Below are 26,617 nucleotides of genomic sequence, written 5' to 3' on the forward strand. Positions count from 1 at the left end.
GTTTGCTACAAGTTCCGCAACTGCAAGCGCTTATTTGCCCGCAGGGGCCTCGGATTCGATCAGATCGCCAGAGCCTGTTACGCGGTGATGGCGTGCCTGATGGCCTGTGTTGCGGCTGGCGGAACCGGGCTGCGGATGCGGTGGCAGGACACGTGGGCGCTGTCCGGCCGACCGGATGGGAGCCAGCCCCCACCCGATTTTTCAAGATGCTATCGCCCAAAGCCTGATGCGGGCGAGGGGCCACACGCGGGTCAGCCGTTGCGGGCCGCGGCGACCGAGGCTTCCAAGATATCCAGCCCTTCGGCAAAATGCGCGTCGGGAATGGTGATCGGCGCAAGGAAGCGCACGACATTGCCGTAAACGCCGCAGGTCAGCAGGATCAGCCCGCGTTTCTGTGCTTCGGACCGCACACGGGCGGTAAAGCCTGCATCGGGTTCGTGCGTGCCGGGGTTGGCAAATTCCACCGCAACCATGAAGCCGGGGCCCCGGATGTCGATGATCTCGGGCGTGGTGGCGCGGATCGATTCCAGCCGTTGTTTCAATCGGCTGCCCAGCTCATTGGCGCGGGCACACAGATCTTCGTCCTCGATCACATCCAGCACCGCATTGGCGGCGGCAATGCCCAACGGGTTGCCGGCATAGGTGCCGCCCAGACCGCCGGGGTTGGCCGCATCCATCAGTTCCGCCTTGCCGGTGACGGCGGCCAGCGGCAGGCCACCCGCAAGACCCTTGGCCATGGTGGTCAGATCGGCGGCAACGCCATAAGCCTCCATCGCAAACAGATGGCCGGTGCGGGCAAAGCCTGTCTGCACCTCATCGGCGATCATCACGATGCCATGTTTGTCGCACAGGGCGCGGATGGCTTTGATCAGATCGGCGGGCGCCGGGTAAAAGCCGCCTTCGCCCTGCACCGGCTCGAAGATGATGGCGGCGACGCGGGCGGGGTCCAGATCGGATTTGAACAGCTTTTCAATGCCTGCCATCGCATCCTTGGTCGAGATGCCATGCGGCTCCATCGGGAAGGGGACGTGGAACACATCCGGCATCATCGCGCCAAAACCCTTTTTATAGGGTTCGACCTTTCCGGTCAGCGACATACCCATGAAAGTGCGGCCATGAAAGCCGCCGCCAAACGCGATCACCGCATTGCGCCCGGTGGCGATGCGGGCGATTTTCACCGCGTTCTCGCAGGCTTCGGCCCCGGTGGTGACAAAGATGGTCTTTTTCTTGAAGTCGCCCGGCACCTTGTCGTTCAGACGCTCGGCCAGACGGATATAGTTCTCATAGGGCATCACCTGATGGCAGGTGTGGGTAAAGCGGCCCAGCTGTTCGGTCACGGCGGCCATGACGCGCGGGTGGCAATGGCCGGTGTTGACCACGGCGATCCCGGCAGCAAAGTCGATATAGCGGTTGCCCTCGATGTCCCACACTTCGGCGTTCAAAGCGCGGTCGGCGTAAATCTGGGTCATCATCCCGACCCCGCGCGAGATGGCGTCATCACGGCGGCGGGCAACTTCGGCGTTCAGCATGGCTTGGGGCTCCCTTTGGCCCGACATGGGCCTTTGCGCGATATTTGATCAAACTTTTGTCGCTTCGTCCATCTCCTTACCGACCTTGCCCTGGCAGTTTTCGTCAGCGGCGAAGAAAACCCGGCAGAAGGAGCTTTGGCGTTTAGCGATTCACCTGCTGTTAACCTTACCCGGTGCAGGGTGACGGTGCGAATGAGGCGAGGCGGACATGGGACTGACATCCAAACCCACACCCCACCCCACACCCCTGGACGATGACCCGGTGGATTGTCTTCGTCTCATTCGTTCCCGCAGGGTTGGCCCGGTCACCTGGCATCGGCTGCTGGCCGAGCATGGATCGGCCCGCGCAGCGCTGGCGGCTTTGCCAGACGTGGCCCGCGCGGCTGGGGTCGAGAATTACGCCGTCTGCCCTGTTGAGGTGGCCCGGCATGAGCTGGCACAGGGCCGTGCCGCCGGAGCGCAGCTGATCGTCTGGGGGACGGGCGCATACCCGCCACCGCTTTGCGACCTGCCCGATGCGCCGCCGGTGCTCTGGGTGCTGGGCGATGCTGCGCTGTTGCACCGCCCGCTGGTGGCGATGGTCGGCGCGCGCAATGCCTCATCCCTGGGTCTGCGCATGGCGCGGCGGTTGGCCGATGGCGTGGCGCAGGCCGGGTTTGCGACCGTATCCGGTCTGGCGCGCGGGATCGACACGGCGGTGCATGAGGCGACGCTGATCACCGGCACTGTGGCGGTGCAGGCGGGCGGGGTCGATATTGCCTACCCCGAGGAAAACAGCCGGCTGATGGCACAGATTGGCGAACAGGGCTGTCTGGTGTCGGAACAGCCGCTGGGTCTGCAACCGCAGGCCCGCCATTTTCCGCTACGCAACCGGATCGTGTCGGGCCTGTCGCGTGCCGTGGTGGTGGTCGAGGCGGCGGCGCGGTCTGGCTCGCTGATTACCGCAAAGACCGCGCTCGATCAGGGCCGGGATGTGCTGGTGGTGCCCGGCCACCCGTTTGATGCACGTGCGGCGGGCTGCAACATGCTGCTGCGCGACGGGGCCACACTGATCCGCGGCCCCGCCGATGTGCTGGAGGCGATCGGCGCGCAGGTGCTGCCTTTTGCGCCAGAGGCGGAGCCGGAGGTTGAGGCCGCGCCGCTCCCCGGCCCGACTCCGGCACGCCGCCCGTTGGCCGACATCGCGTCGGTCCACAGCCAGATCCTGGCCCGGCTTGGCCCCAGCCCGCTGGCCGAGGATCAGCTGATCCGCGATCTGTCGATGCCGCCTGCGACGGTGGCCCAGCATCTGCTGACACTGGAGCTGGATGGCCGGGTTCACCGCGCGCCTGGCGGGCTGCTGAGCCGGATGGACTGAGCGGCACTGCATTCACCCTGGCAAAATACTCCCGCGGCAGGCGTCCGCAGGCCCGCTGAAGCTGCGCCTGATGTGTTGCGCAGATTGTTGCGCAGATTGTTGCATTGACATTCTGGCCGCTTCGCCCACATCTTGCCGCGCCTCTCGGGGCTTCGTGCAAAAAAAGGGTATTTCATGGCCGTCGTCGTAGTCGAATCTCCTGCCAAGGCCAAGACAATAAACAAATATCTTGGCTCCGAGTTCACGGTTCTGGCCTCTTACGGCCATGTCCGCGACCTGCCACCAAAGGATGGTTCGGTCGATACCGAGCATGATTTCGCGATGAAATGGGAGGTGGCGGCCGACTCGAAAAAGCACATTCGCGCCATCACCGAGGCGCTGAAAACCGACGACACCCTGATCCTCGCAACTGACCCTGACCGCGAGGGGGAGGCGATTTCGTGGCACCTGCGTGAGGCGCTCGCCGGCAGCCTGAAGAAGGGCAAAACCGTATCCCGCGTCACCTTCAACGCCATCACCAAGGATGCGGTGACGCTGGCGATGAAGAACCCGCGCGAGATCGACACGCCGCTGGTGGAGGCGTATCTCGCCCGCCGCGCGTTGGACTATCTGGTCGGCTTCACGCTGTCGCCCGTGCTGTGGCGCAAGCTGCCGGGGTCGAAATCGGCAGGCCGCGTGCAATCGGTCTGCCTGCGTCTGATCGTCGAGCGCGAGATGGAGATCGAGGCGTTCCGCGCCCGCGAATACTGGACGGTCAAGGCGGTGCTGGTCACCCCGCGCGGTCAGGAGTTCGAGGCTCGGTTGACCGTGCTGGGCGGCAAGAAACTGGACAAATTCGACATTACCACCTCGGAAGCGGCGGAACTGGCGGTTCAGGCTGTCACTTCCCGAACCTTGACCGTGCAGAGCGTGGAGGCCAAGCCTGCCACCCGCAACCCCTATCCGCCGTTCATGACCTCGACCCTGCAGCAAGAGGCGAGCCGCAAGCTGGGCATGGGTGCCAAGCAGTGCATGAGTACCGCGCAGCGGCTCTATGAGGCGGGGCACATCACCTATATGCGGACTGATGGCATCGACATGGCGCCGGAGGCGGTGACGCAGGCGCGCGAGGCGATCAAGGATCGTTTCGGCGCGGCTTATGTGCCCGACCAGCCGCGGATCTACAAGAACAAGGCCAAGAACGCGCAGGAAGCCCACGAATGTATCCGCCCGACCGAACTGGCGGCGGCCCCGGAAAAGCTGCGTCTGGCGGAAAAGGATCAGGCCAATCTGTATGATCTGATCTGGAAACGCACGATTGCCAGCCAGATGGCGGCGGCGCGGCTGGAACGCACCACGGTGGATGTCGGCAGCGCTGACGGTCAGGTGACTCTGCGTGCCACGGGTCAGGTGGTGCAGTTTGACGGTTTCCTCAAGGTCTATGACGAAGGCCGCGACGACGAGGATGAAGAGGGCGGGCGTCTGCCGCAGATCATGCAAGGCGAGCCTGCGCAAAAGCAGTCGGTCGCGCCCGAGCAGCATTTCACCCAGCCGCCGCCACGCTATACCGAGGCCACGCTGGTCAAGCGCATGGAAGAGTTGGGCATCGGCCGTCCCTCGACCTATGCCTCGGTGCTGTCGACGATTCAGGACCGCGAATATGTCCGCAAGGACAAGAACCGGTTGATCCCCGAGGACAAGGGGCGTTTGGTGACGGCGTTCCTGACCAACTATTTCCGCAAATATGTGGAGTATGACTTTACCGCCGATCTGGAAAACCAGCTCGACGAGGTGTCAGCGGGGGCGCTGGATTACAAGGATGTGCTGGAACGGTTCTGGCGGGATTTCTCGGCTGCCGTGGCAGAGACCTCTGACCTGCGCATCGGTGAGGTGCTGGAAAAGATTGATGATTTCCTGTCGCCCCACCTGTACCCGCTGCGCGCCGATGGCTCTGACCCGCGCTCGTGCCCGACCTGTGGCACCGGGCGGCTGCATCTGAAAACGGCGCGCTCGGGGTCGGCCTTTATCGGCTGTGGCAACTATCCCGAATGCCGCTACACCCGCCCGATTTCGGGCGGGGAAGATGCGGGCGGGGCCGATGGGCGTATCCTTGGCAACGACGAAAACGGCCTGCCGATTTCACTGCGCGCGGGCCGGTTCGGGCCTTACGTGCAGCGCGGCGAGGCGACCGAGGACCAGCCCAAGCCCGACCGCGCCAGCCTGCCCAAAGGTTGGGGCGCGGACAGTCTGACACTGGAACGCGCGTTGGAGTTGCTGTCGCTGCCACGCCTGATCGGCCAGCATCCCGAAGACGGCGAGCCGGTTGAGGCGGCGATTGGCCGCTATGGGCCATATGTCAAGCACGGCAAGGTCTATGCGAATATCCCCGATGTGGAAGAAGTGTTCACCATCGGCATGAACCGCGCGATGGAAGTGCTGGCACTCAAGGCCAGCCGGGGCAGGGGGGCGGCGGCCCCGGCCGAGCCGATCAAGGCGCTGGGTGATCACCCCGATGGTGGGGCGATCACGGTGATGCCGGGCCGTTATGGCCCGTATATCAAGTGGGAAAAGATCAACGCGACGATTCCGAAAGAGATCACGCCCGAAGAGATCAATCTGGATCAGGCGCTGGAACTGATCGCTGAAAAGGCCGCCAAATCGCCGGGCAAGAAAAAGGCCGCGCCGAAGAAAGCCGCAGCCAAGAAAGCCGCGCCCGCAGAGAAAGCCGCCAAACCGGCGGCAAAGAAGGCCCCCGCCAAGAAACCGGCAGCCAAAAAGCCCGCCGCGAAAAAGGCGGCCCCAAAAGCCGCCGAGTGATCAGCCCGTGTTGATCAACCCGTCCGCGGGTTGATCAGCCGCCCCATCACGGCCCCGGCGCGCAGCACTCCGATGCGCGCGCCGTGCTCCTCTACCGCCATCTCGCCCGCGCCGTCGCGCATCATGGCCATGATCTCGCGCACCGGGGTTTCCGCCGCGACGGCATGGGCGGCAGAGGTCTCGCCCGCCACCATCACATCGCGGGCGGTCAGCACCGACAGCGGGTTCATATGGGCCACGAACTCCTGCACATACTCATCCACCGGATTGGCGATGATTTCGCGCGCGGTGCCGATCTGCACGATCCGCCCGCCCTCCATCAGCGCGATCCGGTTGCCGATCTTGAACGCCTCGTCCAGATCATGGCTGACGAAAATGATCGTGCGTTTCAGCTTGGCCTGCAGATCCAGCAACTCATCCTGCAACTTGGCGCGGATCAGCGGATCGAGCGCCGAAAATGGTTCGTCCATCAGCAGGATCGGCGCTTCGGTGACAAAGGCGCGGGCAAGGCCGACGCGCTGCTGCATACCGCCTGACAACTCGCCCACCTTGCGCTCGGCCCATTGCGTCAGGTTCACCAGCTCCAGCTGCTCATCCACCTTTGCCCGCCGCTGCGCCGCAGATTGCCCGGCAAGCTCCAGCCCCAGCCCGACATTCTCGCGCACCGTGCGCCAGGGAAGCAGGCCAAAGGCCTGAAAGACCATGGCAATGCACTCGCGCCGCACCTTCAGCAATTCAGCCGGTGGGGCGCTGGCGACATCACAACTCCAGTCGCCATCGCGCACCATCACGGCTCCGCGCACGACAGGATTCAGCCCGTTGACGGCCCGCAATAGGGTAGATTTGCCCGAGCCGGACAGCCCCATCAGCACCAGAATCTCGCCCGTCGCCACGCTCAGGCTGCAATCATGCACCCCCAGCACCTGCCCGGTTTTCGCCTGCACTTCGGCCCGGCTCAGGCCCTGATCCATCAGCGGCAGGGCGCGTTCGGGGTGGTCGCCAAAGACGATCGACACCCGGTCAAATTCTACTGCGTTCATTGCCGCACCCTCAGCATCCGGTCCAGAATGATCGCCACCACGACGATGATGAAGCCGGATTCAAACCCCAGCGCGGTGTTCACCGTGTTCAGCGCCCGCACCACCGGCACGCCAAGGCCATTGGCCCCGACCAGCGCTGCGATCACCACCATAGATAGCGACAGCATGATGGTCTGGTTCAGCCCCGCCATGATCTGCGGTAGCGCATAGGGCAGTTCCACCTTCCACAGCCGCTGGCTTGGCGTTGCGCCAAAGGCGGTTGCGGCCTCCAGCAGCGGCGTCGGTGTCGACGAGATCCCCAGATGCGTCAGCCGGATCGGGGCGGGCAGCACAAAGATCACCGTCGCAATCAGCCCCGGCACCATGCCGAGGCCAAAGAACACAATCGCCGGGATCAGATAGACAAAGGTGGGCAGGGTCTGCATCAGATCCAGCACCGGCGACAGCGTGGCATAAAGCCGGGGCCGGTGCGCGGTGGCGATCCCGATCGGCACGCCTAGCCCCATGCACACCACACAGGCCGACAGGATCAGGGTCAGGCTTTCCATCGTCGCCATCCAGTAACCCTGATTGAGGATGAACAGAAAACCGACAAACACCCCCAGCGCCACCGTCCAGCGCCGCTGCAAGACCCAGGTCAGCGCCACAAAGATCGCGACAATCACCAAGGGATGCGGGGTCGACAGACACCACAGGATCGCGGCGATCATCGCCTCCATCCCGTCTGAGATGGTGTCGAACACCCCCGCCATATTGTCGTTCAGCCAGTCGAACACCGCTTTCGCGCTGCGTCCGACGGGAATCTTATGATCGGTCAGCCAATTCATGCGTCCGGCCCGCCCTTTGCACCGTTTGAAAATACTCCGCGGGTGAGCCGCCGGTCCGCCACCGGTCCGAGGACCGGCGGCTTGGGGGGCGCGAAGCCCCCGGCGCTTTCCACAAGCCCCCCGTCAGGTCGCTATCGCGGCTCAGTTCAGCGCTGCGCTCACGGCCGCCTTGGCGTCGCCGCCGTCCTTGGTCGTCACCCCGTCCAGCCAGGCCTCCCAGGTGGCCGGGTTCGCGGCCAGCCAGGTCTTTGCCGCCGCTGCCGGGTCTTCGCCGTCGTTCAGGATCGCGGCCATGATCTCGTTTTCCATGGCCAGCGTGAACGACAGGTTTTCCAGCAGCTTGCCGGTGTTCGGGCATTCCGCGACATAGCCCTTGCGGGTGTTGGTTGCCACCACCGCGCCGCCCAGATCGGGGCCGAAGTAGTCATCGCCGCCGGTCAGATAGGTCATGGTGAAATTGGCATTCATCGGATGCGGCTCCCAGCCCAGGAACACGATCGGCTTTTCGTCACGGTTGGCCCGCGCCACGGCCGACAGCATGCCCTGTTCCGAGGATTCCACGATCTTGAACCCGTCCAGCCCGAACGGCCCGCCTTCGATCATGTCGAGAATCAGGCGGTTGCCATCATTCCCCGGCTCGATGCCATAGATCTCGCCACCCAACGCGTCCTTGTGCGCCGCGATGTCCTTGAAATCGGCGATGCCCAGCGCGGCACCGGCCTCATTCGTGGCGAGGGTGTATTTCGCGCCTTCCAGATTGGTGCGCACCGTATCCACCGTGCCTGCCTCGCGATAGGGGGCGATATCGGCTTCCATCGTCGGCATCCAGTTGCCGAGGAAGACGTCGATATCGTTGCCCGCCAGCCCGGTATAGGTCACCGGCACCGACAAAAGCTTGATCTCGGTCTGATAGCCCAGCGCGTCCAGCACCACCGTTGTGGCGGCAGTGGTGGCTGTGATGTCGGTCCAGCCGACATCCGAGAAAATCACCTTGTCACAGCTGGCGGCAAAGGCGCTCCCGGCGATGGCAAAGGTGACAGTGGTGGCCAGCAGGCCGGAGCGGAGGCTGTTACGAAGGGTCATGAGGCTTCCCTGTTTTTTGTTGATTGACGAGTCAATGAACTTCAAGCTTACTTGGTTTGGCAAGAAATTTCCACAAGGTCACAGCAGAAATGCCCAAACTCGGGATGGAGCCTATCCGAAAGGACGCGCTGGTCAAAGCCACGATCACCGAGATCGGGCGGGCCGGGTCTCTGGACGTGACTGTCAGCCAGATCGCGCGGCGGGCGGGCATGTCGCCGGCCTTGGCGCACCATTACTTCGGCTCCAAGGAAGAGATGTTTCTGGCCGCGATGCGCCATGTCCTGTCGCTGTACGGGGCCGAGGTGCGCGGTGCGCTGGCCGCCACCCAAGGGCCGCAGGCCCGGCTGGAGGCGATTTTACGCGCCAGTTTCAGCCCAGGCAACTTCCGCCGTGAGGCGGTGGGGGCCTGGCTCAACTTCTGGGTTCTGGCGCAGACCGTGCCGCAGGCGCGGCGCTTGCTGGCGATCTACCAGCGGCGGTTGCGGTCGAACCTGATGTCCTGTCTGCGCCCGCTGGCCGGGGCCAAAGCGCCTGCGCTGGCCGATGGTCTGGGCGCGCTGATCGACGGGCTTTATCTGCGCGAAGTGCTGAAATCCGGCCCGCCTGATGGCGAGGCGGCGGTCAGCATGGCGCTTAATTATCTGAATTCACATCTAACGGGGGATGACGCATGAAAGCGCAACCAACCGCCAGCCATTTCATCGACGGCGCTTATGCCGAGGACACCGCAGGGGCGGTGATCGAGGTGATTTATCCTGCCACCGGCGAAGTGATCGCCCGTCTGCACGAGGCAACGCCGGCCCTGATCGACCGGGCTTTGGCTTCCGCCAGTCGCGCGCAAGCGGATTGGGCTGCCACCCGCCCGGTGGACCGTGCCCGCATCCTGCGCCGCGCTGCTGACATGATCCGCGATCAGGGCGAAGCGCTGGCACAGCTGGAGACGCTCGATACCGGCAAGCCGATTCAGGAAACCCGCGTGGCCGACTGGCCATCGGGGGCCGATGCGCTGGAATATTTCGCGGGCCTTGCCCCCACGGTGACGGGTGAGACCATCCCGCTGGGCCGCGATTTTGTGTATACGATCCGCGAGCCTTTGGGCGTCTGTGTCGGCATCGGCGCGTGGAATTACCCCAGCCAGATTGCCTGCTGGAAATCCGCGCCTGCGCTCGCCCTCGGCAATGCGATGGTCTTCAAACCGTCGGAAGTCACCCCCTTGGGTGCGCTGAAACTGGCGGAGATCTATATCGAAGCCGGGCTTCCCGCTGGCCTGTTCAATGTGGTGCAGGGTAGGGGGGCCGTGGGTGGCGCGCTGGTCACTGACCCTCGGGTGGCCAAAGTCTCGCTCACCGGATCGGTGCCGACCGGGCGCAAGGTCTATGCCGCTGCTGCGGATGGTATGCGTCATGTCACGATGGAGCTGGGCGGCAAATCGCCTCTGATCATCTTTGACGACGCCAGCCTGGAGGATGCGGTGGGCGCGGCGATGATGGCGAATTTCTACTCCGCCGGGCAGGTGTGCAGCAATGGCACCCGCGTTTTCGTGCAGAAGGGGCTGAAAGATGCCTTTCTCGCCCGCTTGAAAACCCGGTCAGAGGCGATTGTGCTGGGCGATCCGCGGGATGATGCGACGCAAATGGGCCCGCTGGTGTCTGACCCGCAACTGACCAAGGTGATGGGCTATATCGACACCGCGAAAGCCGAAGGTGGCCGCCTGATCACCGGCGGGGCGCGTGCGGCGCTGAACACCGGCTATTACGTGCAGCCCACCGTGTTTGCCGATGTCACCGACGACATGACCCTCGCGCGGGAAGAGGTGTTCGGCCCGGTCATGGCAGTGCTGGATTTCGACACTGAAGACGAGGCGATTGCCCGCGCCAATGCCACCGAATTCGGGTTGGCTGCGGGTGTGTTCACCGCCGATCTGACCCGTGGCCACCGTGTCATCGGCCAGTTGCAGGCCGGAACCTGCTGGATCAACGCCTATAACCTGACCCCGGTTGAAGCGCCGTTCGGCGGCAGCAAAGCCTCGGGTGTGGGTCGCGAAAACGGTCATGCAGCGGTCGAGCACTATACGCAGATCAAATCGGTCTATGTCGGCATGGGCCCCGTAGACGCCTCTTTCTGAAAATAAAGTCAAAGACATGCACGCGGATTACATCATCATCGGGGCAGGGTCTGCCGGTTGCGCAATGGCCTATCGTCTGGCCGAGGCCGGACGACGCGTGACCGTGATCGAGGCGGGCGGCTCGGATGCCGGGCCGTTCATCCAGATGCCGGCGGCGCTGTCCTATCCGATGAACATGGGGATCTATGACTGGGGCCTGCAATCGGAACCCGAGCCGCATCTGGGCGGCAGGCGGCTGGCAACCCCGCGCGGCAAGGTCATTGGCGGGTCCAGCAGCATCAACGGCATGGTCTATGTGCGCGGCCATGCCCGCGATTATGACTCCTGGGCCGAGATGGGTGCCGATGGCTGGGGCTACGCCGATGTGCTGCCCTATTTCAGGCGGATGGAGCATTCACACGGAGGATCGGGCCCGGAATACCGTGGCTCCGACGGCCCATTGCACATCACCCGTGGCCCGCGCGACAACCCGCTGTTCAACGCCTTTATCACGGCGGGCGAGCAGGCGGGCTATCCGGTGACCGATGATTACAACGGCCATCAGCAAGAGGGCTTTGGCCCGATGGAGGCGACCATTTACAAGGGTCGCCGCTGGTCGGCTGCCAATGCCTATCTCAAACCTGCGATGGCGGGCGGCAATGTGCACGTGTTGCGCGGGAATGCCCGCCGCGTGGTGATCGAAAACGGTCGCGCCACCGGGGTCGAGGTGGATCAGGGCGGTGCCGCCTTTGTGGTGCAGGCCGGGCGTGAGGTGATCATCGCCGCCTCCTCGCTCAACAGCCCGAAGCTGCTGATGCTGTCAGGCATAGGCCCTGCGGCAGAGCTTGCGCGCCACGGCATCCCGCTGGTCGCCGACCGGCCCGGCGTGGGGGCGAACCTGCAGGACCATCTGGAGATCTATTTCCAGTTCGCCGCCTCGCAGCCGATCACCTTGTACAAACACTGGAATATCTGGAGCAAGGCGCTGATCGGGGCGCAATGGCTGTTCACCGGCAAAGGGCTGGGGGCATCCAACCAGTTCGAGGCCTGCGCCTTTATCCGGTCGCGCGCCGGGATCGACTATCCAGACATCCAGTATCATTTCCTGCCGATTGCGGTGCGCTATGATGGCAAGGTCGCGGCGGGCGGGCATGGGTTTCAGGCCCATGTCGGGCCGATGCGGTCGAAATCGCGCGGCTCTGTCACGCTGCGCTCGGCTGACCCTGCGGACAATCCGGTGATCCGATTCAACTACATGTCGCATCCCGACGACTGGGCCGAATTCCGCGCCGCCATCCGGCTGACGCGGGAGGTGTTTGCCCAGCCCGCGATGGCCGCTTTTGTCAAAGGCGAGATCCAGCCGGGGCCGGATGTGAACAGCGATGACGAGATCGACGCCTTTCTGCGCGAGCATGTCGAATCGGCCTACCACCCCTGCGGCACCGCCCGCATGGGGCGGCGCAGCGATCCGATGGCGGTGGTTGATCCCGAATGCCGGGTGATCGGGGTTGAGGGTCTGCGTCTGGCCGACAGTTCGGTGTTTCCGCAGGTGACCAATGGCAATCTGAACGCGCCCTCGATCATGGTGGGGGAAAAGGCGGCGGACCATATCCTTGGCCGTGCGCCGCTTGCCCCGATGAACCTTGGCCCGTGGATCAACCCGGCGTGGCAGGTCGCGCAACGCTGACCCGGATTGGCAACAGCGGGTTCCGGCGTTAACCTTTCGTTAACTTTTGCCTTGCACCCCCGGGCATAATCCCCGATTTCGGGGGCATGTTAACTTTTCGTTCCCTTCTCGTTCTGGTTGCCCTGTCGCTTGCCGCGCCCGTCGCCGTCGCCCTCACCCGTGAGGGGGCGGTGCGGGTCATAGACGGCGACACGCTGGAGTGGCAGGGCCAGCGGGTGCGCCTGTTCGGCATCGACGCGCCAGAGCGCGGCCAAGGCTGTGACCGCGCCGGGCAAAGCTGGGACTGCGGCGCATGGTCGGCGACCATGTTGACCCGCGCCATCGCCAACGGCCCGGTGACCTGCACGCGCGAAGACACCGACCGCTATGGCCGCATGGTTGCCACCTGCAGGGCGGGGGGCGTGGATCTGTCGCGCGCGCAGGTGCAGACAGGGGCGGCGCAGGCCTATGCCCGCTATTCCGACCGCTATACCGGCGATGAGGCCGTTGCCAAAGCGGCGGGCCATGGCCTCTGGGCCGGGCGCATGACGACCCCCGAAGTGCACCGTCGCCGTGCAGCCCCAGCAACCCAGACCGCGCCAGCGGGCTGTGACATCAAAGGCAATATCGGCGCGTCCGGCGGTATTTACCACCGCCCCGGCCAGCGCGATTATGCCGCGACCCGCATCGACCCTGGCAAGGGCGAGGCGTGGTTCTGCCGTGAAGAAGATGCAAGGGCCGCAGGCTTCCGCCCGGCGCGGCGCTGACTTGATCCGTGTCAAGGTGACTGGACCTGCGCCGAGCTATTCTTGTGGTTGACGCAAGCAGCAGGAGGCGCAGATGTCCAACACCCCGCATGATCTGGCAGAGGAATTCCCCGGCCAGGCCGAAAAAATCCACGCTCTGAAAATAGCCGATGCCCATTTTGCCAGCCTCCTGGCGCATTACACCGAAATCAACCGCGCCGTGCACCGGGCCGAGACCCGCATCGATGCCCTGTCAGAAGAGGCCGAGGCCACGTTGCGCCGCCAGCGGCTACACCTGAAAGACCACATCGCCCATCACCTTGCGCATGGCGCTGACAGCCACGGCTGATCCTGTCCGTTCGCAAAAAGGGGGGCGTTGCCCCCCGCCTTCGGCTCCCCCCAGAGTATTTTCAAAGCAGCAAGCCACAGGAGATGCGCTTTGCATTGCTGCTCGCCAAATACTCCCGCGCGGATCGCGCAGGCCAGCCACGCGCGATCCGCTCTGATCAGCCAAGAATTTCATAGGGCAGCACATCGCGGCGGTCGGGGTTGACCCGCAGCCGACGCTCCAGCGGCGGCACCGAGCGCTGGTGGCAATCGGGGCGTTCGCAGATCCGGCAGGAAATACCGATCGGCTCGAACCGGCCCTTGAGGTCCAGCCCGTCGGAATAGACCAGCGCGCCCGCGTGCTGCACCTCGCAGCCCAGCCCGATCGCATAGCGCCGGGTGGGGGCGTGGAACGAGCCGCCGGGTTTGGACACATCACGCGACAGGCACAGATAGCGCACCCCATCGGGGGTTTCGGCCAGCTGGCGCAGGAAACGGCCCGGTGTCTCAAAGGCCTGATGTACGTTCCACAACGGGCAGGCCCCGCCAAAGCGCGCGAACTGCAGCCGGGTGGCGGAGTGGCGCTTGGTGATGGTGCCGGCCTGATCGACCCGCACGAAAAAGAACGGGATGCCCTTGGCGCCCGGTCTTTGCAGAGTCGACAGCCGGTGCGCCACCTGTTCGATGCTGGCGCCGAACAGGTCGGCCAGCCGTTCCAGATCGTGCCGCGTGCTGCCCGCGGCATCGAGAAAGGTGCGGTAGGGCAGCAGCGCCGCCCCGGCGAAGTAATTGGCGAGGCCGATTTTGGCGATCTCACGCGCTTCCGGCGTGTGGAAGCGGGCGAGGTCTAGGGTGGCGTCGAGCAGGTCGTTCTGGGTGATCAGGGCGACCTGATGCAGCAGCTGAAAGCGCTGGGTCGGCTCTGACGACCGGGCCGAAACATCCAGACGCTTTGCCACCGGATCATAACGCCGCATCGCGCCGGTGTCGCTGAAATGCAGGCTGATCCCGCGCCGCTCCAGCGCCTCACGCGCGACCTGAATTACATCGCGGCGACCTTGCGGGCCGGTGACGAAGTGCTCGGCGGCGCGGTCTACCGCATCAAGGTAATTGTCGCAATAGTGAAAGAAATCGCGGACTTCTTCCCAGGGAGAGGGCCGCAATGCAGCATCTTCACGCCCCAGTGCCTCATCCAGCGAGGCCAGGCGCTCATGGGTCTGGCGGTAGGCGCGGTGCAGGTCCAGAAAGGCGCGGGCCAGCGCCGGGGCGTTGGAGGCGGCCAGACGCAGATCGGCAAGCGGAGGGTTGGCCGCGCCAAATACCGGGTCGGCGAGCGCCTCTTTCATGTCGCTGACCAGCCGTTCACTTTCGCCGACGGTCAGTTCGGTGACATCCAGCCCGAACTCTTGCGCCAAGGCCAGCACCACGCCGGCCGAGACTGGCCTGTGGTTGTTTTCCATCTGGTTCAGGTATGGCAAAGATACCGACAATTTGTCGGCAAACAGCTTTTGCGTCAGCCCCAGACGCCCGCGCATCTCGCGCAGCTTGGCGCCCGCGTAGAGCTTTTGAGTGGCCATGCCGTCCCCCCGGTTTTGCAAAGCCATCTTCGCCTTTGCAAAGCCGCCGTCAAGCGGTCAGACCGACAGGCCCAGCGCCCGGGCTCGCCGCATCACCCAGAGGATCGACAGCAGAGAGCCACAGGCCGAGGCCAGCATCAGCAGAACCAGCGGCGTTTCGGTTGCACCCGGCCCCAGCAGCACCCCGGCGAGTGCCGCCAGCGCTGCCCCGCCGCCGATCATGATCGCCCCGCCCAGACCCGAGGCGGTGCCCGCCAGTTCCGGCTTGATCGACAACAGCCCGGCATTGGCATTGGGCAGGGTCATGCCATTGCCAAAGCCGACAAAGGTGGTGAAGCCAAAGAACACGAAGGGAGAATGCACGCCCGCCAGCGTCACCGCCGCCAGCGTGGCCAGCCCGCCCAGCGTGACCAGCGCGCCGATATAGACCATCCGGTTCATCCCGATCCGCACCGAGAACCGACCGGCAACAAAATTACCCACCGCATAGCCCACGGCGGTCAGTGCAAACAGCGCCCCCACGCCCGAGGCCGAGAGGTTGAACACTTCGGTCCCGACATAGGGCGCGCCACCCAGATAGGCAAAGAACGAGCCCGAGGCAAAGCCCGCACAAAGCGCATAGCCCCAGAACCGCTGCGAACGCAGCAGCTGCGGATATTGCCGCATCTGTGCGGCCAGTGACACCGGGCGCAGCGTTGCGGTTTCGCCCAGATCGGCCCAGGTCAGCCACAGAGTGAACAGGCCCAGCACCAGCAGCAGACCAAAGTTGGCCTGCCAGCCGATCAGCTCTTCCAGCACGCCACCGAGCACCGGGCCGATCATCGGCACAATGCTCATGCCCATGGTGACATAGCCGATCATGCTGGCGGCCTGCGCATCGGGAACCATGTCGCGCACCACGGCGCGGGACAGGACCATGCCCGCCGCGATCACCGCCTGTGCCATGCGGAAGATCAGAAACAGCGTCGCATTCGGAGCCAGCAGCGTGCCCAGGGTGGCAATCAGGAACAGCACCAGCGACCCCAGCAGCACCTTGCGCCGGCCATAGCGGTCGGAAATTGGCCCGATGGCGATCTGCAACACAGCCGACAGCGCCAGATACAGCGCGACCGACATCTGCATCACGCTATAGGGCACCCCGAACCATGCCGCCATTCCGGGCAGCGAGGGCAGGAAGATGTTCATGGACAGGGCCGAAAGCCCGGCAAGCAGGATCAGCGTCGCAATATGCGGCGGGGTCCGTCGATCAAGATAGATGCTGTCAGCCATCCCGCCTTGCTATGCCGGTGCGCATCCACTGTCCACGCCGTTCGCGCAGGGGCATCTGTGCGCCGGTGCTGTTTCGCCGAGGGGGTGTTCCTCCGGTCGCCCCGCTCAGCTCAACGCACGGATCCGGTCGCGGAAGCGTTCGGCGCCGTTGACGATGTGATCCAGCACCACCTCGACCGCCCAGTGTTTTTCGGTGATGTCATAGGGGATGGTCCGGCTGTGAACGCTGTCAAAGGTGCCGATCCGGCGGTGGTAGTGCTTGGCGAGCTTGGGATAGCCCATGCCCTCGGACATCGCGGCAAGCACCATGAAGGTGTCCAGCTCTGCCGCAAGCTCCGGGTGCGCGCGGCCATGGTCCATCAGCCAGCGGTAAAGATCGGGGTGGAAGTTGTTCATCACGCCCGAAAATCCGTGCCCGCCAGCCTGTATCGCAGGCCAGGCAATCGCGGCATTGGCGTTGTTGATCGCCAGCGGCGTGCCCTCTACCAGCGTCAGGCGGCGCTTGACGTGCTCCAGATCGCAGGTGACATCCTTGAGAAAGGCAAAGCGGCCGCTGTGCGCGCACCAGCTGACCTCGTCATCGGTGAGCAGCCGCCGATAGGGGGCAGGGCATTCGTACAGCCCCAGCGACAGATCAGACGGCAGCGCGCTGAGCAGATCATCCATCCGGGCGCGGAACTGGGTGCTGTTCTCGTCTGCCGCCGCCAGCCGGTTGGTGACCAGCACCACCGCATCCACCCCGGTGTCTGCCACCGCGCGCAGCTCGGTCTTTTGATCCGCCATGCTGTCCGAGATATGGCCAGAGGCCACCACCGGCACCCGGCCTGCGACCTGTTTGACGGTGAACCGCGCCAGAGCGACCCGTTCCTCCAACGACAGGAACAGCATTTCGGACGACTGGCACACCGCGAACAACCCGTGCGAGCCATTGTCGATGTACCATTCGATCAGGCGGGCGTACCCGTCCCAGTCGATGGTGTTGTCGGCATGAAACGGCGTGATCACGACCGGAAAGATACCTTGCATGGCATGCGGCATGGGGATTGGTCCTTGAAGCGTTAAGATGTGTCAGCCGTCGTAGCCAAAGGCGCGGGGCAGCATCAGGGTGATGTCGGGAAACAGGATCAGCGCCAGAAGTGCGGCCACCAGCACGCCAAGGAACAGCCAGATCTCGTTGATGATTTCGGCCAGCGGAATGCGGGTGACGGCGTTGATGACGAACAGCAGGATGCCATAGGGCGGGGTGATCAGCCCGATCATGCAGTTGATGACGGCAACGACCCCGAAATGCACCAGATCAATCCCGAGTTCGCGGCAGCTGGGGATGAACAGCGGGATGATGACCAGAATGATGGTGGTGGCGTCCAGAAAACAGCCCAGCAGCAAAAGCAGCAGATTGATGCACAACAGGAACACCAGCGGATGAATGTCGAGGCCGACCAGAGCCGAGGCCACGACGCCCGGAATGTTCTCGGACGCAACCACATAATTCAGGATCAGCGCGCCGCCGATCACCAGACCCACCGCCGCCGAAGACCGCGCCGAAGTCACCAGAATGTCGTAAAAGCTGCGCAGGGACAGCGAGCGGTAGAACACCGCCGCCAGCATCAGCGCATAAAACGCCGCGACCGCTGCCGCTTCGGTCGGCGTGGTGACGCCGCCGTAGATGCCATAAAGCAGGATCGCCGGCATGAGCAGGGCAGGCCCCGCGTTCAGGGTCACACGCGGCAGGTCGCGCAGCGGCACCGGCGCATCCTTGGCAAAGCCGCGTTTGTGCGAGATCAGCGCGTTCATCAGCATCAGCACCGCGCCCATCAGCAGGCCCGGCACAATGCCTGCCAGAAACAGGAAGCCGATCGAGGTGTTGGAGACCAGCGCATAGAGCACCATCGGAATCGACGGCGGAATGATCGGCCCGATCGTGGCCGAGGCGGCGGTGATCGCCGCCGCGTAGCCTCGGGTATAGTGGCCCGATTTCACCATCATTTCGATGATCAGCTTGCCGATCCCGGCGGCATCGGCCACAGCCGAGCCGGACATGCCCGAAAACACCAGGGAGGCCAGCACGTTGACATGGCCCAGGCCCCCCCGGAACCGCCCGACCATCGCGATGCAGAATTGCAGCAGCCGGTCCGAAACCGTGCCTGCGTTCATAATGTTGGCCGCCACAATGAACAGCGGCACCGCCAGCAGGATAAAGCCCTGATACATGCCATCCATCAGGATCTTGCCGCTGACCCCGATGCTTTGCCCTGCCGCCGCCAGATAGATCAGCGAGGCGATCATGATCGCGTAGGCGATGGGTGTGCCGATGGCGGCAAGACCCAGCAGGCTGACGAGGCACAAAAGAAATTCAAAGCTCATGGGTTTGGCCGCTTCTCGGTTGGCAACACGGGCTCTTCGACCCCGTAGCGAAAGGCATGCCAGACCATCCACAGATAGCGGGCAGCGACGGCGAACAGAAAGACGATGTAGATCATATAGATGTCCCGCATCCTGATCCAGTCGCCGAACAGATCGCCCAGCGTTGCGGTCTTTTTCAGCCGCAGCACCATAAAGCGGTCCCAGGTCGGCGAGATCGAGGCCAGAAGCCCGATGGCAATCGCCAGCCCGGTCACAATCGCAAAGCCACGGCGCACGCGGGGCGGGACGGCCAGATACAGGATGTCAAAGGTCACATGATCCTGATTGCGCACAACAAAGGCGTTGCCCCAGAAGATCAGCCAGACCCAGATCGCCAGACAGAATTCCAATGTCCAGCTGAAGTTGATCGGTTGCAACCACGGCAGGTTGACCGCGACCCATTCGATCCGCGCGGTATAGCGGATCAGAACCTGAAGGATGAATGTGCCGAACATGGCCGCCATCAGGGCTGCCGCGACCGCTTCGGTCAGGGTGCGGAACAGGGACTGGATGCGGGACACGCCTACACCTCCGGCAAGCCGCACCAAGGGCGCGGTGATGTGGGAAAAACGGGCCGGGGATCGCCCCCGGCCCGGATGTCAGAGCGGATCAGTCGCCCAGAGCGTTGATCTGGTCCAGAACGCCTTCGGGCCAGGCTTTGGCAAACTCGGAGCCGACGTATTGCGCCTGAACATGGCTGCGGAATGCGGCCAGATCGGGTTCGTACACGTCAAGTCCTTGTTCCGTCAGAAAGGCGACAAGCTCTTCCTCTTTCGCCAACTGGCCCTGACGTGCCGTTTCTGCCGTATCATCGGCGGCTTTCTGCACAGCGGCCTGCTGTTCGGCTGTCAGCCCATCCCAGACTGATTTTGAAAGGGCGATGTAGTTCAGGTCAACAAGGTGGGCGGTCAGGCTGACCTGTTTCGTCACCTCGTAGAACTTGGCATCCACCACGGTCGGCAGCGGGTTGTCCTGCCCGTCAACCGCGCCGGTCTGCAGGGCGGTGTAGATCTCGGTGAACGCAACGGGTGTCGGGTTGGCCCCGATCGCCTTGCCCAGGAACATCCATGCGTCGCTGCCCGGCATCCGCAGGTTGACGCCGGCCAGATCGGCCGGGGTCATCACGTCGCGTTCCGAACGCGGAAAGCGCAGGTTCACGTGGCGCTTGCCCAGATACATCACGGCCAGCAGCTTGACGCCCAGCTCATCCTCGACCTTTTGCTTGAACGGGTCCATCAGCGGGTCGCCAAACACCTTGACCTGATGCGCAGCGCTTTGGTGGATATAGCCGGTGGCAAAGATCGAGAATTCGGGGAAGAAGTTTGCAAGCTCTTGTGCCGAGGTGATCGACATTTCCAGATCGCCCGAGGCAATCGCCTCCAGTTCCGATCCTTGGGCAATCAGCGAGCTGTTGTAATGCGGCTGATAGCTGGCAAATTCGGCAATGGCGGGGCCAAAGACCGTGGCCAGCGCCACCGAGCGCTGATCGGTGTCAGAGGCCGGGGTGGACATGCGGATCACCGGCTTGTCCTGTGCCATCAGGTCTTGCGGCGCAAAGCTGGCCGCAAACAGCGCCAATGCGCCGGTCGTCGCCAGAAAGACCCGGCGCGTCATCAGTTTTGTCATCTGTTTATCTCCTCCCAGAGTCAGTGTGCGAGCGCGGGTCTGTCAGCTGCGGTTCCTGGCCATTCTTGGTGCGGCCATGCGTGGGGTTGCGGTCTCTGACAGGTTTGCGCTTACTATCCTTCGACTAACATGTTAGTCTGATGTTAGCAACGGGTATCGGACATCAGAATGCCAGAACCGACAATGACGCAAAAGCCAACCTCGACACGGAATGCGGCGGGCGGGGAAACGTCGCTGCGCCAGATCGCCTATGAGCGGATCGAAGATCTGCTGAACTGGGGCAGGCTGCGGCCCGGCCAGATCATCTCGCAACGCGAGTTGGTGGAAATGACCGGCGTGACGCTGGGTTCGGTCCGTGAAGCGATTCCGCGTTTCGAGGCCGAGGGTCTGTTGCAGACGGTGCCGCAGCGCGGGCTGATGGTGCCCAGCCTTGATGTGGCTTTTGTGCGCGAGGCCTATCAGATGCGTCGTCTGATCGAGCTTGGCGCCGTGCCGGATTTATGCGGCCGGCTGGAAAAATCGGTGGTTCAGGGCTGGATCGACTGGCATCTGGACGCCCGTGCAAGGTTGGGGCAGGATGAGGTTGACAGCCTGAGCGGATTTTTGCGCGACTTCCAGCTTTTTGACTGGCAGATGCACAGTCATATGGTTGAGGCGATGGAAAACAAGCTGATTTCCAATGTGTACCGTGTGACGGCGATAAAGATCCGCATGGCCGCGCAATCGCGGGTCCGTGTCACCCGGCAGAACGCCACGCGGGTTATCTCGGAGCACCTTGATTTTCTGACGCCTCTTTTGCAGGGCCAATGCGATGCCACAGCGCAGGCGCTGTCACGACATATCAACCAATCTTTGACCCTTGCACTTGGCGGCACCATTCCGGCCTGACGGGTCAGCGGCAGCCGGTTTTGCTCCCTGTGTCGACGCGGATCATGGCTGCCGGTCAGGATAATGTGGCTCTTTTGCGCAGGTGACGCGATATGGCCCGCATTTGCCTTTTCAACGCGCTCTGCACCATCGTAAGCTGGTGCGAATGGAGACTGATTTGAATGTGGTTCAGTGATGAATGATGTGATGATGGACTTGGCACAGAGTCTGAATAGTGCAGAGATCAATGGGATCATCCTGCATATCGGTGCTGGCCAAGGCGCTCAGCTTGACAGCTGGCTGGCAACCCGTGCCAAGCAGATTTACCTTGTGGAGCCGAATTCACAACTGGCCGAAAACCTGACCCGCCGTGCAGGATCCGAGCCGCGGCTGACCGTCCTTGCCGCCGCTGTTGCGGAAAACAGCGGGACGGTGCCGCTGAACATCTTCAATTTCGCCGAGCTTTCCAGCATTCGCGAACCGGGAGACATCCTGAAGCTGTTTCCCGGTCTGCGGGTAAGTGCGCGACCGATGGTTGCCGCCGTGACCATGAACGATCTGCTGGCACAGCTGCCGCCACCGTCTGCGGACGACGATCTGTTGGTGATCGAAGCGCCGGGGGCCGAGGGCATCGTGCTGAAAGGGCTGGCTGACCTTGACGGCTTGCGGCGCTTTTCGCGGATCATTCTGCATTGCGGAACCGATGCGCTGTATCAGGGGGCGCCGGGGGCCGCTGAGCTGAGCCGTGACCTGATTGCGCAAGGCTACGCCCAGGTGCCACTGACCACCGATGACCCTGATTTCGTGACCAGCCTGTTTACCTTTGACCGTGCAGCCTTTGCGCAAAAGGAAACGCAGGCGCGGTTGCAGGCCGCCGAAGGTCAGGCCGCGGCTTTGCAGCGGCAACTTGGCGAACTTGGAGTCGAGGTAGCGCTGAAGAACAACCTGCTGGAGCAGATGCAGACCGCCCTGGCCGAGATGACGGCAAGCGCACAGGCTCAGGGTGACTACAGCAGAAAGCTGGAGACGCAGGTTGCCGAGCATGTGGCAAGCCGAAAGGAAATCGACGCCAAGGTCGAATGGCGCGGAAACCGCATCAAGGAACTCGGTGCCGAACTGGAAGGGATGCGCACCACTATGGCAGCTGCGGCTGCCCAGCAATCCGCCCGCATTGCCGCGCTTGAGACCGATCTGGCCGCGCGTGACGTGGCACTGACCTCTGCGGCAGATGCGACAGAGCAACTCGCCACCCGCGCCATCGCGCTTCAGGCCGAACTTGACAGCCTGCGGGCTGAAACGACAGCGGTTTCTGCCCGGCAAACTGCCCGCATCGCGGAACTGGAAGCGGAGCTTTCGTTGCGTGAGGCGGCACTGGTCTCGGGGGCGCATGCCGCCGAGCAAGAGACTGCGCGGGCCACATCGCTGGCGGCTGAACTGGAAAGCCTGCGCGATGACATGGCGGCGGCGGCAGACCAACAGGCAGCTCGTATTGCGACGCTGGAGGCTGATCTGGCCGAGCGCGAAGCAGCGCTTGCTGCAGGCGCGCATGCCGCCGAGCAAGAGACTGCGCGGGCCACATCGCTGGCGGCTGAACTGGAAAGCCTGCGCGATGACATGGCGGCGGCGGCAGACCAACAGGCAGCTCGTATTGCGACGCTGCAGGCTGATCTGGCCGAGCGCGAAGCAGCGCTTGCTGCCGGGGCCACATCCGCCGATCAACAGGCCGGTCGGATTGCGACGCTGGAGGCCGATCTCGCGGCGCGTGACACAGCCCTGGCAGCGGGCACGGAAGCGGCCGAACAGCAGGCCGCACGGATCGCCGCGCTGAAGACGGAACTGGAGGCAAGCCTGCCTCGGGCCCGCCATAATGAGCATGTGGAGGCGTTGAAGAAGGCAATTGCAGAGCGTGACGCAAGCCTGAACAGTCTGCGGTCCGAAATGGCAGCGGCAGCCGAGACCCAAGCCAGGCGCATCGCCACGCTTGAGGCTGATCTGGCGGGGCAGCAGGCAGCGCTGGCCAAGGGCGAAAGTGCGGCCGAAGAACTGGAAGTGCAGATCGCCACACTGGAGGCTGATCTGGCGGGGCAGCAGGCAGCTCTGGCCAAGAGCGAAAGTGCGGCCGAAGAGCTGGAGGTGCAGATCGTCCGGCTGGAGGCTGATCTGGCCGAAAAACAGGCAGCTCTGGCCAAGAGCGAAAGTGCGGCCGAAGAGCGGGAGGCGCAGATCGCCACGCTGGAGGCTGATCTGGCCGGGCGCGACGAGGCTTTGGCCAATGCTGCGACCACGGCAGAGCAGCAGGCCGCACGGATCGCCGCGCTGAAAACCGAACTGGACGCAAGCCTGCCTCGGGCCCGCCATAATGAGCATGTGGAAGCGCTGAAAAAATCCATTGCAGATCGGGACGCAAATCTGAGCAACTTGCGGACGCAGATGGCAGCGGCGGCAGAGACCCAAGCCAAGCGGATCGCCACGCTGGAGGCTGATCTGGCGGAACAACAGGCAGCTCTGGCCGGGGGCGAAAGTGCGGCGGAAGAGCAGGCAGAACGGATCAGCAGGCTGGAGGCAGATCTTGTATCGCGCGATGATGCGCTGACAAAGCACAGCGAAGACGCAACGCAGCAGGCCGAGCGGATCACCACGCTGGAGGCCGAACTGGCGGCAAGCATTCCCGCCGAGACCCACTCACAACAGTTGGAAAAACTGAAAGCGTCACTGGCCGAGCAGGCCGCGGAGATGAAGGCGGGGCATCAGCAGGAAACCACGCTTTCGCTGCGGATGCTGGCGCTGCGTGACGCTGATCTGGCGGATCTGCGGTCGCGTTATGCGCGGTTGCAATCGGACAAAGAGGAGCAGGATCAGTTGTTGCAGGATCTGACGGTCCGGCTGACCGAGGCCTCTTATTACCTTCAGGAACTGGAACGCGATGCGCCGGCCAGCCTGATGCCGATTGCGCAGGCCTCTGTCAGCAAGTCCGCGGCCAGCAAGGCCACGGTCGGCAAGGCTTCGACCCGCGAATCCGGGCACAAGGCAAAGAAGCGCAGCAAATGAGCAGGCCGGACCCCCGCAGACAGGATCTGCACGATACAATCCGCACGACGCTGACGCTGCTCAACGCGCGCATGGCCGACCGGCCAAAGCGGGATCTTCCGGCACAGGCGCTGCCCAGCCTGCTGGAGCGGTGCCGTCAGATGACCGAAGACACCGCAAGACGTGGCCCGCCACCGGTGCGGTTGGTGCACCACCTGGCTTGCACGGGTGGCACACTGATCAGCCGTTGTCTGGCTGCCCTGCCCAACGTGCGGCTGCTCAGCGAAGTGGACCCTCTCAGCCAGTTGGGCGACGGGATAAAGTTTGCTCCGACAGATATGATCCGGCTTTCGCGCAAGGGCTCTCGCCCGGTAACCCGCGAGGTGGAGATGAAAATCTTTCGCGCCGGTGTCGAGGTGGTGCGTCAGGATTGCCGGACACTGGGGCTTGATCTGGTGCTGCGCGATCATTCTCACAGCGCGTTCAACCATCGCAGCTACCAGCCAGACCGCCCCACGCTGCGCGAGGTGCTGCAAGACCACATGCCGCTGCGCTCACTGGTGACGGTGCGACATCCGATTGATTCCTATCTGTCGATGATAAAGCTGGGATGGGACAAGCATTTCAAACCTGCCACGCTTGATGAATATGCGCGGCGCTATCACCTGTTCCTCGACCGTCATGCGGCGTTTGACATGCTGCGCTACGAGGACTTTGTACAAGACCCTCACGCACATCTGCGACGGGCATGCGACACGCTTGATCTGACCTATTCCGACGGTTTTGCCGAGCTGTTTCAGGCCTTCACCCTGTCGGGCGACAGTGGCCGGAGCAGCGGTCGCATTGGCTCCCGCCCGCGCCAACCAATCCCGGCACAGCTGGAGGAAGAGCGCCAGCGCAGTGAAACCTATGCGAAACTCTGCGCAAGGCTGGGGTATGAGGGGTAGGTGACCCGGCATGGTGCCGATGGGTCATAGCCCAATCGGCACCATGCCGGACCGCGCGCAATAGATCAGCCCTCCAGGCTGACCGGCACGTCGTAGCCATGGGTGCGAAGCAATGCGTGGCGTTGGGCGGATTTCAGGTCATGTGCCACCATCTCGGCGCACATCTCCTGCGCGGTGATTTCCGGCACCCAGCCGAGTTTGGTCTTGGCCTTGGTCGGGTCGCCCAGCAGGGTTTCCACTTCGGCGGGGCGGAAATAGCGTGGGTCGATCCGCATCAGCACGTCGCCGGGCTTCACTGCAGGAGCCTTGTCGCCGGTCACCTGCGTCACGGTGGCGACTTCCTCCACTCCCGTCCCGGTGAATTCCAGCGAGATGCCCAATTCCGCCGCTGTCCAGGTGATGAACTCGCGCACTGAATATTGCACGCCGGTCGCGATGACGAAATCGTCGGCGGCCTCCTGCTGCAGCATCATCCACTGCATCCGGACATAATCCTTGGCATGGCCCCAGTCGCGCAAGGCGTCGATATTGCCCATGAACAGGCAGTTTTCCAGCCCTTGTGCGATGTTGGACAGACCGCGCGTGATCTTGCGGGTCACAAAGGTCTCGCCCCGGCGCGGGCTCTCGTGGTTGAACAGGATGCCGTTGCAGGCATACATGCCATAGGCTTCGCGGTAGTTCACCGTGATCCAGTAGGCGTACATCTTGGCCACCGCATAGGGCGAGCGGGGGTGGAACGGCGTGGTCTCGCGCTGCGGGATTTCCTGCACCAGACCGTAAAGCTCTGAGGTGGAGGCCTGATAGAACCGGGTCTTTTTTTCCAGCCCGAGAAAGCGGATTGCCTCCAAAAGACGCAGAGTGCCCATTCCGTCAACATCTGCAGTATACTCGGGGGCCTCGAAGCTGACCGCGACATGGCTCTGGGCGCCCAGATTGTACACCTCGTCGGGCTGCACTTCCTGCAGAATCCGGGTCAGGTTCGAACTGTCGGTCAGGTCGCCATAATGCAGCCGGAACCGGGCATTGTCGATGTGCGGATCCTGATAGATGTGGTCCACCCGCTGGGTGTTGAACAGCGAGGCGCGACGCTTGATGCCGTGTACCTCATATCCCTTTTCCAAAAGAAATTCAGCGAGATAGGATCCGTCCTGGCCGGTTACGCCGGTGATCAAGGCCTTTTTTGTCATGTCAAATCCTGCATGGGTCAATTCGTCGTCAAACACGCCGTTCTGCTGTGCACAGGTCACCCCTCAAGAGGGCCCCGCACAAGAAGCACAATGTGCCATCGCAGCCATAGCAACTGCCCGCGTCTTCGGCAACTGTTGCTGCCGCCTGCCACCTGCGGCACAGGTATCCATTGCGGGAATCTCTGGCGATTGGTACATCGTGCGGCGATTAAGAGATTTTCCCTACCCTCCGTTTTACA

The 26,617-nt window shown here is 63.4% G+C and carries 21 protein-coding genes; 10 read left to right on the forward strand and 11 right to left on the reverse strand.

Annotated features, from left to right (window positions below):
* Positions 1–251: 251 nt before the first annotated feature.
* On the reverse strand, positions 252–1,529 hold the full coding sequence (locus D1012_RS02615) for a 4-aminobutyrate--2-oxoglutarate transaminase (RefSeq protein WP_118149750.1): 1,278 nt from the start codon (positions 1,527–1,529) through the stop codon (positions 252–254).
* A 208-nt stretch (positions 1,530–1,737) separates the two neighbouring features.
* Between D1012_RS02615 and dprA the strand changes: the two genes are divergently transcribed.
* Positions 1,738–2,886, forward strand: a complete 1,149-nt coding sequence (gene dprA / locus D1012_RS02620; protein ID WP_118149751.1) for a DNA-processing protein DprA — start codon at positions 1,738–1,740, stop codon at positions 2,884–2,886.
* 174 nt (positions 2,887–3,060) lie between these two features.
* The gene (gene topA / locus D1012_RS02625) at positions 3,061–5,682 is read left to right on the forward strand and encodes a type I DNA topoisomerase (protein ID WP_118149752.1); all 2,622 of its coding nucleotides are present in this window, start codon (positions 3,061–3,063) and stop codon (positions 5,680–5,682) included.
* Positions 5,683–5,696: 14 nt separating this feature from the next.
* Here the strand turns inward: topA and choV are convergent, their stop codons facing one another.
* The 3 genes from choV to choX form a co-directional block, all read right to left on the reverse strand.
* Positions 5,697–6,722 carry a choline ABC transporter ATP-binding protein gene (gene choV / locus D1012_RS02630; protein ID WP_118149753.1) on the reverse strand — a complete coding sequence of 342 codons (1,026 nt, stop codon included), beginning with the start codon at positions 6,720–6,722 and terminating at the stop codon, positions 5,697–5,699.
* Entirely contained in the window at positions 6,719–7,549 is an 831-nt protein-coding gene (gene choW / locus D1012_RS02635) for a choline ABC transporter permease subunit (protein WP_118149754.1), read from the reverse strand. Before choW ends, choV begins: the two co-directional genes overlap by 4 nt.
* 141 nt (positions 7,550–7,690) lie before the next feature.
* Complete coding sequence (gene choX / locus D1012_RS02640; protein ID WP_118150041.1) at positions 7,691–8,632, reverse strand: choline ABC transporter substrate-binding protein; 942 nt, start codon at positions 8,630–8,632, stop codon at positions 7,691–7,693.
* Positions 8,633–8,721: 89 nt separating this feature from the next.
* Here choX and betI point away from each other — a divergent pair, with 89 nt between their 5' ends.
* From betI to D1012_RS02665, 5 genes are all read left to right on the forward strand, one after another.
* Complete coding sequence (gene betI / locus D1012_RS02645) at positions 8,722–9,306, forward strand: transcriptional regulator BetI (protein ID WP_118149755.1); 585 nt, start codon at positions 8,722–8,724, stop codon at positions 9,304–9,306.
* Entirely contained in the window at positions 9,303–10,757 is a 1,455-nt protein-coding gene (gene betB / locus D1012_RS02650; protein WP_118149756.1) for a betaine-aldehyde dehydrogenase, read from the forward strand. The genes betI and betB overlap by 4 nt, the downstream gene beginning before the upstream one ends.
* Positions 10,758–10,773: 16 nt before the next feature.
* Positions 10,774–12,423 (forward strand): choline dehydrogenase, encoded by a 1,650-nt coding sequence (betA, locus tag D1012_RS02655; protein ID WP_118149757.1) that lies wholly within the window; start codon positions 10,774–10,776, stop codon positions 12,421–12,423.
* An 86-nt stretch (positions 12,424–12,509) separates the two neighbouring features.
* Positions 12,510–13,169, forward strand: a complete 660-nt coding sequence (locus tag D1012_RS02660; RefSeq protein WP_118149758.1) for a thermonuclease family protein — start codon at positions 12,510–12,512, stop codon at positions 13,167–13,169.
* A gap of 73 nt (positions 13,170–13,242) precedes the next feature.
* Positions 13,243–13,497, forward strand: coding sequence for an HP1242/YdcH family protein (locus tag D1012_RS02665; RefSeq protein WP_118149759.1), 255 nt, complete (start codon positions 13,243–13,245; stop codon positions 13,495–13,497).
* A 157-nt stretch (positions 13,498–13,654) separates the two neighbouring features.
* Here the strand turns inward: D1012_RS02665 and D1012_RS02670 are convergent, their stop codons facing one another.
* From D1012_RS02670 to dctP, 6 genes are all read right to left on the reverse strand, one after another.
* Entirely contained in the window at positions 13,655–15,052 is a 1,398-nt protein-coding gene (locus D1012_RS02670; RefSeq protein WP_118150042.1) for a helix-turn-helix domain-containing protein, read from the reverse strand.
* A 57-nt stretch (positions 15,053–15,109) separates the two neighbouring features.
* The gene (locus D1012_RS02675; RefSeq protein ID WP_118149760.1) at positions 15,110–16,321 is read right to left on the reverse strand and encodes a multidrug effflux MFS transporter; all 1,212 of its coding nucleotides are present in this window, start codon (positions 16,319–16,321) and stop codon (positions 15,110–15,112) included.
* Positions 16,322–16,426: 105 nt separating this feature from the next.
* Positions 16,427–17,359 carry a dihydrodipicolinate synthase family protein gene (locus D1012_RS02680; RefSeq protein WP_118149761.1) on the reverse strand — a complete coding sequence of 311 codons (933 nt, stop codon included), beginning with the start codon at positions 17,357–17,359 and terminating at the stop codon, positions 16,427–16,429.
* 30 nt (positions 17,360–17,389) lie between these two features.
* Positions 17,390–18,685 carry a TRAP transporter large permease gene (locus tag D1012_RS02685; protein ID WP_118149762.1) on the reverse strand — a complete coding sequence of 432 codons (1,296 nt, stop codon included), beginning with the start codon at positions 18,683–18,685 and terminating at the stop codon, positions 17,390–17,392.
* A complete protein-coding gene (locus D1012_RS02690) occupies positions 18,682–19,245 on the reverse strand; it encodes a TRAP transporter small permease (protein ID WP_118149763.1) in 564 nt (187 codons plus the stop codon). The genes D1012_RS02685 and D1012_RS02690 overlap by 4 nt, the downstream gene beginning before the upstream one ends.
* An 88-nt stretch (positions 19,246–19,333) precedes the next feature.
* Positions 19,334–20,350: a TRAP transporter substrate-binding protein DctP gene (gene dctP / locus D1012_RS02695; protein ID WP_118149764.1), complete on the reverse strand. Its 1,017-nt coding sequence runs from the start codon at positions 20,348–20,350 to the stop codon at positions 19,334–19,336.
* Between the two features lie 168 nt (positions 20,351–20,518).
* On the opposite strand from dctP, the gene D1012_RS02700 reads away from it, so the two are divergent.
* The 3 genes from D1012_RS02700 (at position 20,519) to D1012_RS02710 (ending at position 25,191) form a co-directional block, all read left to right on the forward strand.
* Positions 20,519–21,238 carry a GntR family transcriptional regulator gene (locus tag D1012_RS02700; RefSeq protein ID WP_233516992.1) on the forward strand — a complete coding sequence of 240 codons (720 nt, stop codon included), beginning with the start codon at positions 20,519–20,521 and terminating at the stop codon, positions 21,236–21,238.
* Positions 21,239–21,427: 189 nt separating this feature from the next.
* Positions 21,428–24,265: a hypothetical protein gene (locus D1012_RS02705; RefSeq protein WP_147335613.1), complete on the forward strand. Its 2,838-nt coding sequence runs from the start codon at positions 21,428–21,430 to the stop codon at positions 24,263–24,265.
* Entirely contained in the window at positions 24,262–25,191 is a 930-nt protein-coding gene (locus D1012_RS02710; RefSeq protein ID WP_118149766.1) for a sulfotransferase, read from the forward strand. The genes D1012_RS02705 and D1012_RS02710 overlap by 4 nt, the downstream gene beginning before the upstream one ends.
* A 65-nt stretch (positions 25,192–25,256) precedes the next feature.
* On the opposite strand, the gene gmd is transcribed toward D1012_RS02710, so the two are convergent.
* Entirely contained in the window at positions 25,257–26,378 is a 1,122-nt protein-coding gene (gene gmd / locus D1012_RS02715; RefSeq protein WP_118149767.1) for a GDP-mannose 4,6-dehydratase, read from the reverse strand.
* Between the last annotated feature and the right edge of the window lie 239 nt (positions 26,379–26,617).

It is taken from the genome of Pseudotabrizicola alkalilacus, from assembly GCF_003443995.1.
GTDB lineage: Bacteria > Pseudomonadota > Alphaproteobacteria > Rhodobacterales > Rhodobacteraceae > Pseudotabrizicola > Pseudotabrizicola alkalilacus.

Bases quoted from the DNA above. Each gene is read 5' to 3' on its own strand.
- D1012_RS02615 (WP_118149750.1), bottom strand. From the start codon at position 1,529: ATGCTGAACGCCGAAGTTGCCCGCCGCCGTGATGACGCCATCTCGCGC.
- dprA (WP_118149751.1), top strand. From the start codon at position 1,738: ATGGGACTGACATCCAAACCCACACCCCACCCCACACCCCTGGACGAT.
- topA (WP_118149752.1), top strand. From the start codon at position 3,061: ATGGCCGTCGTCGTAGTCGAATCTCCTGCCAAGGCCAAGACAATAAAC.
- choV (WP_118149753.1), bottom strand. From the start codon at position 6,722: ATGAACGCAGTAGAATTTGACCGGGTGTCGATCGTCTTTGGCGACCAC.
- choW (WP_118149754.1), bottom strand. From the start codon at position 7,549: ATGAATTGGCTGACCGATCATAAGATTCCCGTCGGACGCAGCGCGAAA.
- choX (WP_118150041.1), bottom strand. From the start codon at position 8,632: ATGACCCTTCGTAACAGCCTCCGCTCCGGCCTGCTGGCCACCACTGTC.
- betI (WP_118149755.1), top strand. From the start codon at position 8,722: ATGCCCAAACTCGGGATGGAGCCTATCCGAAAGGACGCGCTGGTCAAA.
- betB (WP_118149756.1), top strand. From the start codon at position 9,303: ATGAAAGCGCAACCAACCGCCAGCCATTTCATCGACGGCGCTTATGCC.
- betA (WP_118149757.1), top strand. From the start codon at position 10,774: ATGCACGCGGATTACATCATCATCGGGGCAGGGTCTGCCGGTTGCGCA.
- D1012_RS02660 (WP_118149758.1), top strand. From the start codon at position 12,510: ATGTTAACTTTTCGTTCCCTTCTCGTTCTGGTTGCCCTGTCGCTTGCC.
- D1012_RS02665 (WP_118149759.1), top strand. From the start codon at position 13,243: ATGTCCAACACCCCGCATGATCTGGCAGAGGAATTCCCCGGCCAGGCC.
- D1012_RS02670 (WP_118150042.1), bottom strand. From the start codon at position 15,052: ATGGCCACTCAAAAGCTCTACGCGGGCGCCAAGCTGCGCGAGATGCGC.
- D1012_RS02675 (WP_118149760.1), bottom strand. From the start codon at position 16,321: ATGGCTGACAGCATCTATCTTGATCGACGGACCCCGCCGCATATTGCG.
- D1012_RS02680 (WP_118149761.1), bottom strand. From the start codon at position 17,359: ATGCCGCATGCCATGCAAGGTATCTTTCCGGTCGTGATCACGCCGTTT.
- D1012_RS02685 (WP_118149762.1), bottom strand. From the start codon at position 18,685: ATGAGCTTTGAATTTCTTTTGTGCCTCGTCAGCCTGCTGGGTCTTGCC.
- dctP (WP_118149764.1), bottom strand. From the start codon at position 20,350: ATGACAAAACTGATGACGCGCCGGGTCTTTCTGGCGACGACCGGCGCA.
- D1012_RS02700 (WP_233516992.1), top strand. From the start codon at position 20,519: ATGCCAGAACCGACAATGACGCAAAAGCCAACCTCGACACGGAATGCG.
- D1012_RS02705 (WP_147335613.1), top strand. From the start codon at position 21,428: ATGGACTTGGCACAGAGTCTGAATAGTGCAGAGATCAATGGGATCATC.
- D1012_RS02710 (WP_118149766.1), top strand. From the start codon at position 24,262: ATGAGCAGGCCGGACCCCCGCAGACAGGATCTGCACGATACAATCCGC.
- gmd (WP_118149767.1), bottom strand. From the start codon at position 26,378: ATGACAAAAAAGGCCTTGATCACCGGCGTAACCGGCCAGGACGGATCC.